This window comes from Photobacterium salinisoli, from assembly GCF_003614885.1.
GTDB lineage: Bacteria > Pseudomonadota > Gammaproteobacteria > Enterobacterales > Vibrionaceae > Photobacterium > Photobacterium salinisoli.
This window is the reverse complement of record NZ_QZMS01000011.1, coordinates 450857-463876: the sequence shown is the minus strand read 5'-3', so window position 1 is coordinate 463876 and position 13020 is coordinate 450857. Positions and strand designations below refer to the sequence as shown.

Genomic DNA, 13020 nt, shown 5'->3' with positions numbered 1-13020 from the left:
TATATTTCAATTCGCTTGTTTTTATGGCTGGGAAATTTATTTGGGATCAATATCAACATCCCTTTATTTCAGGCAGTTTTACTTGCGCAAAAGCCACTCATCACCCTGTTTCATTATGAGCTTTCTTATAGTGAAAATGACTTTCTTGACCATCAAAAAGTCGGAATGTTATTCGGCTATTGAAATGCTTAATAAGACAACTCTAAACTCTCGCCATCTATTGGTTTTATGGCTGGTTTTTCCCTTTGTCTGAATCTGGCAATCAAAAGGTGTCCGCGATTGACGATGTCATTCACCGCGCGCTGATAAAGAAAAAGAAACGTCAAAAGGAATTGGATCTTGCGAGCAGACCTTCTCTTGAAGAAAGCTTGCGGGCCAAGTTCGATATTCTCGAGACGATCACCAAGCCGGGTCGTGGCACTGTGCTGTATAAATTAGCCGATAAAGCCGATCCTAATAAAATCATTTGCTGTAAGTCTGTATTACAGCGTGGCAATGAAACCGCTGAAAATGCATTGCTGAGCGAGGCAACAAAACTTGAGGTGTGTCAGCACCCAAACGTGGTCAAGTACATCAAAGTCGGCCATGAATTTTCCACGCCTTACTTCTTTATGGAATGGGTAAGCGGTGAAAATCTGGCTCAGAAAGTCAGCCGCCACAGCAATGGTGGTTTTCGTGCTGATCATATTGCCTGGCTGATTTACCAGCTGGCAGGTGCACTGGACTATGCCCATACACAAGGTGTATGCCACCTGGATGTGAAACCTTCTAATGTGCTGATAGGCGCTGACGATGCCGTTCGTCTGGTTGATTTTGGCGCCGCACAATATACCGGTGAAACAAATGATCATGTGGAAGCCAGTCTGAATTACGCATCACCAGACTATATCCGCTCCGGAATCGGGCAACCTGAAGATGACGTCTATTCACTGGCTGTTATGGCCTATTGCCTGTTTCTGGGCGTAGCGGCAAGCCCTGAGATTGGGCTGGTGATAACGGGTCAGAAACGGCCGGTGGTCATACCGCCTCATGCCTGGAAAGCCATTAAAACAGTAATAAGCAAACCACGCAGTCATGGTTTCTCACCGATTCATTTTGCGCAAATCCTGGGACAGATTGACACAGAAACGCCGTTGTCCAATGCCCCTATTTTTAACAATATGCGGAATGCCGATCTGGTATTAAGCAGAAGAAAACACGATCTGGTGAATGCTATTGATGGGTGGCGTTCGTTAGAAATTACCCTGATTGGCGCCACGCTGGTGCTGGTGGCGTTTCTGGTGATCCGTCATGCTTACTTTTTTGCGCTCGACAGCTATCAGACCAGCCAGCCTGCCAGTTTTACTTATGACGGTAAGGTTTTTCAGCCTGATGATACCTCTTGGTATAGCTACCAGTTTCTGAACGAATTTACTTCAGAGACCCCAGATTTATCAAAGACAGCCGTATCGGTAGTTGAAGAATATGACCGCCGAAAATCAGCACAGGAAAAGCAGATTTATCAGCAGATGAGTCCGGTGTTTGAGCAGGAAAGAGCAAGCAATGCAGAACGTCGCGAGCAGTTGCAGGCCATAAAGAATGAATTGATCGTTATGCGGCGATTAATGCAGGGCGGTAAAGACAGCGACAAAGTTCACATTGAAAAGCAGTTGTCGAGTGCCCAGGCGAGAATTAATACCCTGTTGCAAAACGCAAGTTTATATAGTGAAAACGCAGTAACGCCAGAAGAAGCCTTGAATTTACTGGAGTTGGGCGATGTGGTGTTTGCTCGTAAAGCGTTCGAAGCGTCATGGAAAAAAGCAACGGCAAACGCATATTACTATTCGCACGAAGTCAGGTATCAGACTGTCACCAAAATTCTATCCCGGGTGTCGCAGCTCATGGATAAAGCACAATTTAAAGATGCCGCCAGCCTGATCGAAAGTGCCCAGCAGGTGTTTCCCGAAAGTAAGGACATCAGAAGTATGGGAGCTTTGCTATATGCAAGGCGCGGTGAGTACATACTCCGTCAGTCGCTGCAGTCCGATCTGGTGGTAGAAAAAAACATTATTCAGCAGGCTTATCAGGATGTGAAAACCTTTGCGCCTGACAGAGTGGACAGCATCAAAGCCCAGCTTAAACAGGATATTGAAGCAAGCCAGGCAACCCGTTTTAAAGCCGGGGCACTCAGTATCAATGCCAATAATGTTACGTCTGTTGTTTTGCCCGATTGGGAGTGGGATACATGAGTCAATTCAATGCCCGATTAGATGAACTGTTGTCACCAATAGGTGCCGGGCTTCCGGTCGGAGAAGATGCCCGTTATGAACTTTGCTATGAGCTGATGGAAGCGGAAGTCAAAAAGTTCGGTTCATTATTTGGTGAAACGGTGGATTGGCAGGTCGTTGAACAGCAGGCTGAAACTGTACTGTTACAACACTGTAAAGATCTCAAAGCCATGGCTTATATCGCGCGTGCCTGGGCAGAACATCACGGCTGCGAAGGGCTGAAAGCCGGACTGACTTTACTGAAATCGGCGTTGGAACAGTATGGCAGTTCACTGTATCCGGCAAGAGCGCGTGGCCGTGATGGCGCTATCGAATGGCTGGATAATCAGATTGACCTGATTGCCGCCAAACTCAGCAATCCCGTTCAGTCTGAGCTGCAAGCCTGCGCAGCCTTGTGTCAGGACATCAGTTTTGCCATGGGCGAAGTCTTTGAAGGCTCAGAGGCTTCCCTGATCAATGCGCGCAACGCCTTGACCACCAGTAGCAATTATCTCGGGGAGCCGGCAGGGTCACCCCAGCCCGCAGTTGAACCGGAACATGGCCAGTTGGCAGACCGGCAGTCACCCGTTGCCGAGCCCAAGCCGGTTTCAAAACCTGAATCTGTTCCAGCGCCTGTTGCGGCAGCTCAAAATGTGACTCCAACGGCCTCTCTTGCCAAGACAAGTGTTTTGAGTGGTGAGGCGGATAAAAAATCCCTGGAGCAGATGGCCGAACATTTACTGCATCAGAGTCCTGAAATGCCGCTTGCCTATCAGGTGGGCCGTTTTGTCACCTGGATGGCAATTGATGAATTGCCCCCCCATGATGCCGAAGGAAAAACACCGCTCAGGCTGCCGGTCAGTAAGGACACCTTGTCTGATTATGAGTCGGCTCTGGTAAACCAGTCTGCTTCTGAATATTACCGCCGGCTTGAAAAAAGCCTGCGTAATACCCCGTTCTGGCTGACCGGCCAGCGACTGATGCATGACATGCTCAAACAGCTGGGATTTCACCAGGCTGCGGAGTCTGTACGCGAAGAGACACGGCGTTTTACCACACGATTAGCCGGTATTGACGCGCTGAGGTTTGATGATGAAACGCCATTTGCTGACGAGACTACCCGTCAATGGCTGGCGGCACCGTCAGCCACGTCCTCTTCATCCAGCCATGAAGGGCTCGCTGAGCTGCTGGGTGACAGAGGGGATGACATTCTTGAAGGTGCTGAACTGGGACAACTTTTAGTGTCAGCCTCTTCGTTACTGGATGACGCTCAGTCAGGGCGTTCACGATTTCTCTTGCATCTGCAATTGGCCAGGTTACTGCACCATAACGGGCTGCACAGTATTGCGCTGCCACATTTGGAAGTGATCTGGCCAGAAAGAGAACGCATTAATTTGAGTTACTGGGAACCGACTCTGGATGCCGAACTGGAGCAGTTACTGTCTTTAACGCTGACTCAAATTTATTCACGGGAAGATGCGTTTCCCGCTAAGTACAGAGAATGGCTCGCGGCCGTTCATTAACATATAGCTGCTAAGAAGGACAAGTTATGTCTAAAGATGGTTCAGTCGCTCCAAAAGAGCGAATTAATATCCGATATGTTCCTGCTACAGGGGATGCTCAGGAAGAAGTAGAACTGCCCCTGAGCATGATGGTGATTGGTGATTTCACCGGTCGTGATGACGAAACTCCCATCGAGGATCGTGATCCGATAAACATTGATAAAGATAACTTCAATGATGTGCTGAGTGCCTATGCGCCGAATGTCAAAGTCAACGTTGATAACCGTTTAAGCGGTGAAGAAGGCGCTCAGTTGGGCGTGGATCTGACTTTTAAAAATATCAAAGACTTTTCACCGGAAGCCGTTGCCCGCCAGGTGCCTGAATTGAGCAGCCTGCTGGAACTGCGCGAAGCTTTGGTCGCACTAAAAGGTCCTCTGGGTAACGTGCCGGCATTCCGCAAACGTATTGCACAGGTGCTGCAGGATGATGAAGCACGCAGCAAGCTGCTCAGTGAGCTGAGCATCAACTCTAATAACGAAGAATAAACAGGTGGCACATGACAACTGAAGCTATGACTCCTGAGCAGGATGCCCAACTGGCTGAATCCGGTTCACTGTTAGACAGTATTTTGAACGAAACCCGGCTCAAGCCATCTGATGAAGGTTTTGATGTTGCAAAGCGTGGCGTTGAAGCGTTCATTTCTGAACTGCTGAGCAAAAATGTATCCGATAAAGTTGATCAGTCACTGGTCGATCTGATGATTTCTGAAATCGATCAGAAAATGTCTGCGCAGGTCGATGCCATCTTGCACGCACCTGAAATTCAGGCCATTGAGTCTTCCTGGCGTGGACTGAAGTACCTGGTTGATCAGACGGATTTCCGCGAGAACATTCAGATCGAAGTTATTTCAGCGAAGAAAAATGAAGTACTTGATGATTTTGATGACGCCCCGGAAGTCGTGAAATCAGGTCTGTACAAGCAAATCTATACCCGCGAATACGGCCAGTTTGGTGGTAAACCAGTGGGCGCGGTTATCTGTGACTTTAAGATGTCTTCGACCTCACCGGACATCAAGCTGATGGAATACATGGCGAACGTAGGTGCTATGTCCCATGCTCCTTTCATTACATCTGCGGGTCCGCAATTCTTTGGTGTCGACAGCTATGAAGAGCTGCCGAACCTGAAAGATTTGAAGTCGGTGTTTGAGGGGCCTCAGTACACCAAATGGCGTGGTCTGCGTGAACATGAAGATTCCCGCTATCTGGGTCTGTGTACCACAGGTTTCATGCTGCGTGCGCCGTATTCTGTAGCAGATAACCCGATTAAGGCGTTTGATTATAACGAAAATGTATCAGGCAGCCATGATCACTATCTGTGGGGCAACTCTGCCTACGCACTGGCTTCCCGGATTTCCGACTCCTTCGCGAATTTCCGCTGGTGTCCGAACATTATCGGACCGCAAAGCGGCGGTACAGTGAATGATCTGCCCGTGCATAATTTTGAGTCAATGGGCCGCATTGAAACCAAAATTCCGACTGAAGTTCTGGTGTCTGATCGTCGTGAGTTTGAACTGGCTGAAGAAGGTTTCATCGCACTGACGATGCGTAAAGGCTCAGACAACGCTGCATTTTTCTCAGCAAACTCGGTGCAGAAGCCAAAATTCTTTGGTAACTCGCCAGAAGGCAAAGACGCAGAGACTAACTACAAGTTAGGTACTCAGCTGCCGTATATGTTCATTATCAACCGCCTGGCACATTATCTGAAGGTGCTGCAGCGTGAACAGATTGGATCGTGGAAAGAGCGTACTGATCTTGAAATTGAACTCAACAAGTGGATTCGTCAGTACGTTTCTGATCAGGAAAATCCGCCGGCAGAAGTACGTGGTCGTCGTCCACTGCGTGCAGCACGGGTTGAAGTATCAGACGTTGAAGGCGATCCGGGCTGGTACCGTGTGTCTCTTGCTGTGCGTCCGCACTTCAAGTACATGGGCGCCAGTTTTGAACTGTCTCTGGTCGGTAAACTGGACCAAAACTAAGTAAAAGGCGAACGGCAGCTACTGTCAGGCTATCTGGCTCTGAAGTGGCTTGCCGTTCGAAATCTGTCTATGGATAAAGGTTACCGATTACTCGAGCGCATTGAAATGGGTGAAGCAAAGAACAGCTATGATGCTGTGGAGTCGACGCAGTATTTGATTGAATCGATTCATCATCATCTGGCGGATTTGCTCAATACCCATGCTGGCAATGCAATGATAGCGAAAGATTATGGCTTGCCTGATTTTAATGATGTGTTGGCCGATAAATCCAATATCGTCCGGGAAATCAGAAACAGTGTGAAAGCTACCATTGAAAAGTTTGAGCCAAGATTAGCCGGCGTAGTGGTGAGATACGTTCCCCACACCGATGATCCGCTTCAGCTCCGGTTTGCCGTTAATGGCGAAGTTTTTCATAACAATAAGAAAACCAGGATGAACATTGATCTGTCCGTTGGTGTTGACGGTAAGTTTTCTGTGTAGAGACGACGAACATGACTTATAGCAAGTATTTTCAGGATGAGCTCTCGTTTCTTAAAGAAGCGGGTTCTGAGTTTTCGAAAAGTCACCCTCAGCTGACTAAGTTTCTGTCGGAAAGCAGCAATGATCCCGATGTAGAGCGCTTATTAGAAGGCTTTGCATTTTTGAATGGCAAATTACGCCAGAAGCTGGATGATGAACTTCCTGAGCTGACTCAATCCCTGATATCTCTGTTGTGGCCGCATTATTTACGTTCTGTGCCTTCAATGTGTATTGCTCAGATGATCCCTTATGCAGGGAGTGTGTCACAGAAAAGTACAGTGACGCGTGGTCATGAAATGGCCAGTGAAAAGGTCGATGAAACTCAGTGCCTGTTTCGAACTTGCTACGATGTCGACTTGTATCCACTGTCAATTAATTCCGTGACTCAGCAGAATACACGCTCGAACAGCCACCTTAATGTCACCTTATCAACCGATACGGGTGTAGAGTTATCACGCATTGGGTTAGATAAATTACGTTTTCATATTCACGGTGAATTGCATATCTCCCGCATTCTATACCTGTGGTTATTTCGCTATTTAGACAGTGTTGATGTCAAGCTTGCGGGGGGAGGAAGCCGACGATTACCTGCTTCTTGTATAAAGAAAGTGGGTTTTTCTGACGATGAAGCCTTATTGCCCTACGGACCAAACTCTTTCTCCGGTTATCGATTAATCCAGGAATATTTTTCGATGCCGGACAAATTTATGTTTTTTGACGTAGATGGTCTGGAATGGCTCAATGGCGTACCCAGCCAGAGCACCATGAGCCTGGTATTCAATTTTTCGCGCTCTTTGCCGTCAGAAGTGACGATAAGAGAGAAAAATTTGCGGCTTTTCTGCACACCGATAGCCAATGTGTTCGAACTGGATGCCGATCCGATTCGCTTGGATCATAAGCGCACTGAATATCGGGTGCGTCCGCAAACAACCCGGCAAAATAATTTCGAAGTGTATTCAGTCAATCAAGTCCGAGGCTGGAGTAATGAAAACCGTCGCCAGGTTGATTATTTGCCTTTTGAATCCTTTGAGCATCAGTTAGGGATTGATAACAATCGCCATTACTACAATGTAAAAGTCGCGGAACATGTCTCAGGAAAAGGCTTGTCGCACTATATTTCCTTTTTCGATCATAATGCCGGAGTCGCCAATCTTGAGACAGAAACGGTACTGATTAAGTTAACCTGTACCAATGGTAAGCTGCCACAACGGTTAGCCCCCGGAGACATTACTTTCTCTACACATAAGTCGCCTAACTATGCCAATTTCACTAACCTGACAAAGCCGACCGTTTCTGTCAGCCCGCAAATTGACAGCAGCCTTCATTGGCAATTGATTGCCAATATGTCACTCAATTATCTGTCTCTGATTGATGCTGATGTATTGAAAATGATGTTGAGTATTTACGACTTTCATTCACGCAGTGACAGGCAGTCTCAGCGCGCATCGGCTAACCGGTTAAACGGTATTAAAGCGATTAACATGAAACCCATTGAGCGGATTTTCCGTGGCTTACCTATCCGGGGCAACCAGATTGTGCTGCAAATGGATTCATCAATGTTTGCCAATGAAGGGGATATGTATCTGCTGGTGTCTATCCTGAATGAGTTTTTCTCTTTGTATTCCAGCATCAACTCATTCTCTGAACTGGAAGTGATTGATGTGAAAACCGGTGAGGTATATCGGTGGGATGGTAATCAGGGTAAACAGGCGGTGATATGATAGATAAGATTCATCAGTCCAGCCACGAGTATGCTTTTTTTCAGGCGGTTTATTTACTGGAAGCCGCTGAGAAAAAGAACATATCCGGGCAGTTTGCCTCTGTAGGACAGGCGAAAACACCACAGCAGGAGTTTCTGCGGTTTCGAATTTCGCCTGAGTTGGGTTTCCCCCGCTCAGATATCTCGCAGTTTGAGACTGTTCACTGGGATAACAGGGAGGTTCCCAGCCTGACGGTCAATTTCGGCGGCCTGCACGGTACTGGCTCACCGTTACCCACTGCATATACAGAAAAGCTGGCCGGCCGGGAAGGCGAAGACAACCCGGTGAAAGATTTTTTCGATTTCTTTCACCACAGGTATCTCTCACACTTGTACCGGATATGGAAAAAATACAGATACCATGTCCGGTACGAATCCGGGGCGGTCGATCCGCTGTCCCGTAACTTGTTTAACCTTGTCGGTATTTCGTCTGATCTCAGTGAAGAGAGTGATTTTAACTTTGACAGAGCAAAACTGCTCTCTTATATCGGCCAGTTATCTTCAAGAACCCGTTCTCCGAATCTGGTGTCAGGTATTGTGGCTCATTGTTTTAATCTGGCCAAAGTCAGTATTGAACAGTGGGTGCCCCGCAGGGTAAAGATTGCCCCTTCGCAGCTCAACCGTTTAGGGCATGTAAACTGTGTGCTTGGCCAGGATTACCACTTGGGTGATCACCTCACCGACATCACAGGCAAGTTTAATCTGGTTTTTCATGAACTGGACTACGAGCAATACTGCCACTTCTTGCCAGGAGAGCAGGGCTATGGCTTGCTCAAAGAGTTGATGCGATTTGTATTACGCGATCCTATGGCCTGGGATCTGAAACTGGAAGTGAAGTCGGATGGATTACCAGCCAGCATTTTGGGCTCGAAGGAAGCAAACCGGCTTGGGCAGGTCAGCTGGTTGGGTAACGTACAAGGTGATAAACAGACAGTGGTGATCATCGGTGCTGTCTAGATGATGACCTGGCACTCTGCTACTTGCAGTATTGGCTGCAAGGCGAAGTGCCAGGTGATTCAATGCCCTTATAAATGGTTATGAGTGAACCAGGCGCTTAACGGCAAATTGGGCTGTGGAATACGACTGTGGTATGCAGCTCCTTAATGCCAACAATGTTTTCTGCTTCATCGCACAGTTCGTTCATCAGGTGTAATGAAGCAGCCTCCAGTAAAGTGATGATGTCAAATCCACCACCGACGACACTGATGGATTTAATTTCCGGAATTTCTCTCAGGCTGTCGCACACTTTTTTCTTCCAGCCATTTTCGCATTTGATCAGCAGGTAACAGCTGGTCATGGTTGCGCTTTTTTGTGTCCCGATTTTAGCCGTATAACCTTCGATCACACCTGACTTCTCCATTCGCGTGATCCGCTCTGCGACGGCGGTTCTGGAAAGGCCCACATTGCGGGCCATATTCGCGATTGATTCACGTCCGTTAATCAGCAGGTTTGACAATATCTTCCTATCAATTCGGTCAATGCTGTTGTTGTGTAAAGTATTCATTATCATTATTCTCGACTTTGATTAACCTAAGCTACCAACTTATTGGATATCTCTTGGAACAGAGAAGTTATACAGTTCTTGTAAAAGGAACGGATTATTAGAGTTAGACGGTTTGATTTTTACCGTCATGTGTCGTCCAGAAACAAGAATGTCCGCGTTAAATCCACCATCCGATGTAGGTTCGAGTTGCGACTCATTTAACAGTCGGAAAATAGACCAAAACCCTTCCTTTGCTTTTCTGTGTTGCTCGCCGCTGGACGTGATGTCCTGAATGTTGACGTTCACGAAAAACTCATTACTTTCCGGTGGCCACACAAACTGTTTACTCTTTGCCGGGCCATGGTAATAATCCAGACTTTCACCCCCGAAGTTCAGACTGGCCCGTATTGCGCTAGAATCCAGGTCGATAAAGCGTGAACTGAAATCAATGTTGAACTTGTTCGATGTGGGATCGAAAAGCACATTTTTGATCATGGTGTAGTTCTTCATCTGGGTGATCATTTCTTGCGATAGCTGCAATGTTTCGCCATCAACACGTTTGGCCTGCCACAAGTTCGTGTCATAGAAAGGCGAAAGCGTGTCATCAATGAAGCTGTCCAGGGTGCCTTGTGCAGCAAAAAACTCTTCGAAATCGGTCAGTGAAATCTCAGTTTCAGCATGCTTGGTGAACGGATATTTGTTCTGACCAACCAGTTCAAACTTACTGTAAACATTACTGGTCCATAACTCCTGGATGCCCAGTTGTGATTCGGCCAGCAAGACAGACCACGCCTGATGGGCGATTTCATTCAACCAGCTTTTTACTGGTTCAGGTGCTTTTTGAGCAACCTGCTTCAAACGAACAATGGGATCAGCCGCAGTTTCACGCATTCTTGCCTTGGCTGCGATCAAAGCCGCTTGCTGAACATTGGGCGCATCGGTGATCTGCTTCAGATAGGCACGCAGGTTGCTGAGTGAAATGATCACCTGGTCCCAGGGAGCTTGTGAGCTTTCGGTTTCACTGGTCTGCAGGGTATTTATAACGGCAAAGGCTTTTTCGACCCTTTTCATTAACTCATAGTCAGGTTCGATCACTTTCTCTGCCGAATCTTTTAAGAGATCTACCGCCTGATTCAGGCGCTCATCTTTCAGTGTCATCTGAGCTAGCGCACCTGCTTCTGGTGAATATTTGGTGTTGGTATACAACAAATTCAGTATGGTACTTAACGGCGATGACGGGCCAGACAGAGTGTCAATCGCATTGGTCATTTCCACTATGTTGTCATACTGCTTAAAACGTAAATCGCTGATGGCTGTGCGCCAGACATTGATATAGTCGTCAGTATATTTGCGACGCACCTTGGCCTGAAACGCTTTAAGCTCTTCGTCCGACGGCATAGTGTTATTTGACAAACCCAGCACCCAGTTGTCGGCAATTAAATCGTGCGATAAAGACTCCGATAAAGGGCGATAGAAAGTGGTAAAACCGGTCGCGGTATAAATTTTGTTGATGTTGAGTTCATTAAGGTTGCTTTTTTCATTATCAAAAATTTCACCGAAATTGAAACCTATTGCTCTTGGAATACTGAGCTGGCCGAGATCGGCATCTCTGCCGCTATTAAGAATCTGGCTGTAGGCAATATCGACTTTGGATTGGGACAGCAGGTCTCGCCTTGTGGTTCGAACCAGATCCCAGTTGATCCCAATGGGCGGGAAGTTAGTTTTGAAGTACACCGACAGATACTGAGGTATGTTGGCGTATACGCCGTCTGAGCCAAAATCCTCTGTAAGCAGACGTGAAATAGACTTCAGAAGAAAACTGTAATCGCGCTTGTCCGTTTCATTCAGCATCAAATATATTTTCAGCAAATGGAGCTTTTCCTGATGCGAAAGGCTGCTTTTGGCCAGTTTTCGTTGGATATGCTTTTCTACCAGTGGCAACAGTTGCTGGTGGATGCTGTCAAGCAAATGTCGGTAGGCAATCTGCGTTGTCTGATCGAGTTTGTCGACATTAATATCGATCAGTTTTTCGTCCAGAAGATGACTGGCGTTGGTCCAGGCCTGATAAAGAGGCAAAATACCGTTCGATGTTACGGCAAAATGGTTCTTCAGGTCGGCGGTTTCGTGATCATTGTTTTTATTGCCAGCGACTTCCAGAAGCTGGTTGATAATGGAAATATTGCTCTGCGTAGTCGTAAAGAAATAGTAACCACTTACACTAAGCAATGTGACACAAGCAGCCATAGTCATATGGCTCTTACGCATGAGTTGTCGCAGGTGGCGTTTGTTTTCTCCGGCAAAGTTTGCCTCGGGCAGTACCTGCTCATCAATAATGAAACGGGTGAACAAAGGTGACTCTGATAACTGGTCGTGCTCAGAGGCAATCATTGGGACATTGAAATAATTACTGCATCCTTTGGCGAGCAGGTTGTATTTCCGGCCGCCCTGATGACTGGATGTGAAGTAAAGACCCCGCAGGTCAACAAGGTGAAATCCGTCCTTTTCCAGCCGCACTTTGTTCAGGGTATCCCGGATGATGTTATGGCAAAGCTCAAACTGCTTCGGAAAGGTTACCAGTGCACTGTTGTTGACCAGTGAGCGTTCCATCGCGGCGCAGTCTAGCGTGCTTTGCTCCATCTTGCTGAGAATAGCGTAAAAGCCGCTGTCAAAGACGTCATTGAGTGTACCTTTGGCATCTTTCAGTGAAATTGAAAGATGCTCCAGCTGCATTTTAAGCGGACTGAGTGAAACAAATTCTTTAAAGCCTTTCAGTTTGTCAATCTTTGACAGGAAAACATATACAGGCAATGCCGTATGGGTCATCTCAGTGATGTCGCTGACGCGGGTATTGATAATATCCAGAATATACTCGCGCTGAGACTCTTCCTGGGTGATCAAAAACTCCAGATCCACCACATACAGGCACCCCGCAAAGGGTTTTCGAGGCTTAACCGCGACAATTTTCTCCAGAAACGCTTTCCAGAGTGTTTGATCTGTGTTCGATGTATCCTGATAAATCAGGCGTGGAGCCGGTTTGATGTATATCGCTTGTTCAGATTCATGCCAGACAAAATAATCCGTTTGCAGCGTATTTTTCTGATCTATGGGCTTGATGGCATGTGAGCTGGTCAGGAGTGATGTCTTTCCTGATTTTTTGTTACCCAGCAGCAAGTAAATAGGCTTATGACTGGCGTTCCTCAACAGGGAAGATAATAGTCCGTTTAAGGTTTCTTCTTCTGTCTCTATATCGCTGGTAGCGCGTGATTTGCGTTTTTTTACTTCGTAAGTGATCAGAAGCACCATGGCTAAACCACAGATGAGAAGCACAGGTCCCCATGTCAGGTAATCGCTGACAGGAAAAGCCATAATGAAATATGCGAATAAGCCATACAGCACCGAAAGCAGCGCTGCTGAGAGCACGATGAATACTCTTGGCGTTTTGAGTTTACTAATCAAGATATAACCTGCCTGAATAT

The 13020-nt window shown here is 47.0% G+C and carries 9 protein-coding genes; 7 read left to right on the top strand and 2 right to left on the bottom strand.

The genetic code is table 11. The features are described 5' to 3' along the window. Window positions 1-269: 269 nt before the first annotated feature. The 7 genes from D6M16_RS13525 to tssG all read left to right on the top strand — a co-directional run bounded on the left by D6M16_RS13525 (window position 270) and on the right by tssG (window position 9018). A complete protein-coding gene (locus D6M16_RS13525; protein WP_162941037.1) occupies window positions 270-2228 on the top strand; it encodes a serine/threonine protein kinase in 1959 nt (652 codons plus the stop codon). Beyond that, entirely contained in the window at window positions 2225-3769 is a 1545-nt protein-coding gene (gene tssA, locus D6M16_RS13520) for a type VI secretion system protein TssA (RefSeq protein WP_120512394.1), read from the top strand. Before D6M16_RS13525 ends, tssA begins: the two co-directional genes overlap by 4 nt. Window positions 3770-3795: 26 nt before the next feature. Next, window positions 3796-4293, top strand: coding sequence for a type VI secretion system contractile sheath small subunit (tssB, locus tag D6M16_RS13515; RefSeq protein WP_120512393.1), 498 nt, complete (start codon window positions 3796-3798; stop codon window positions 4291-4293). 11 nt (window positions 4294-4304) lie between these two features. Continuing rightward, window positions 4305-5783, top strand: coding sequence for a type VI secretion system contractile sheath large subunit (gene tssC / locus D6M16_RS13510; RefSeq protein WP_046220062.1), 1479 nt, complete (start codon window positions 4305-4307; stop codon window positions 5781-5783). A 69-nt stretch (window positions 5784-5852) separates the two neighbouring features. Continuing rightward, entirely contained in the window at window positions 5853-6263 is a 411-nt protein-coding gene (tssE, locus tag D6M16_RS13505; RefSeq protein ID WP_120512392.1) for a type VI secretion system baseplate subunit TssE, read from the top strand. 11 nt (window positions 6264-6274) lie between these two features. Then, window positions 6275-8023 carry a type VI secretion system baseplate subunit TssF gene (tssF, locus tag D6M16_RS13500; protein WP_120512391.1) on the top strand — a complete coding sequence of 583 codons (1749 nt, stop codon included), beginning with the start codon at window positions 6275-6277 and terminating at the stop codon, window positions 8021-8023. Then, complete coding sequence (tssG, locus tag D6M16_RS13495; protein ID WP_120512390.1) at window positions 8020-9018, top strand: type VI secretion system baseplate subunit TssG; 999 nt, start codon at window positions 8020-8022, stop codon at window positions 9016-9018. Before tssF ends, tssG begins: the two co-directional genes overlap by 4 nt. A gap of 97 nt (window positions 9019-9115) precedes the next feature. Here the strand turns inward: tssG and D6M16_RS13490 are convergent, their stop codons facing one another. Then, window positions 9116-9568 (bottom strand): Lrp/AsnC family transcriptional regulator, encoded by a 453-nt coding sequence (locus D6M16_RS13490; protein WP_420812255.1) that lies wholly within the window; start codon window positions 9566-9568, stop codon window positions 9116-9118. A 36-nt stretch (window positions 9569-9604) separates the two neighbouring features. Next, a complete protein-coding gene (gene tssM / locus D6M16_RS13485; RefSeq protein ID WP_162941036.1) occupies window positions 9605-13000 on the bottom strand; it encodes a type VI secretion system membrane subunit TssM in 3396 nt (1131 codons plus the stop codon). Window positions 13001-13020 lie beyond the last annotated feature (20 nt).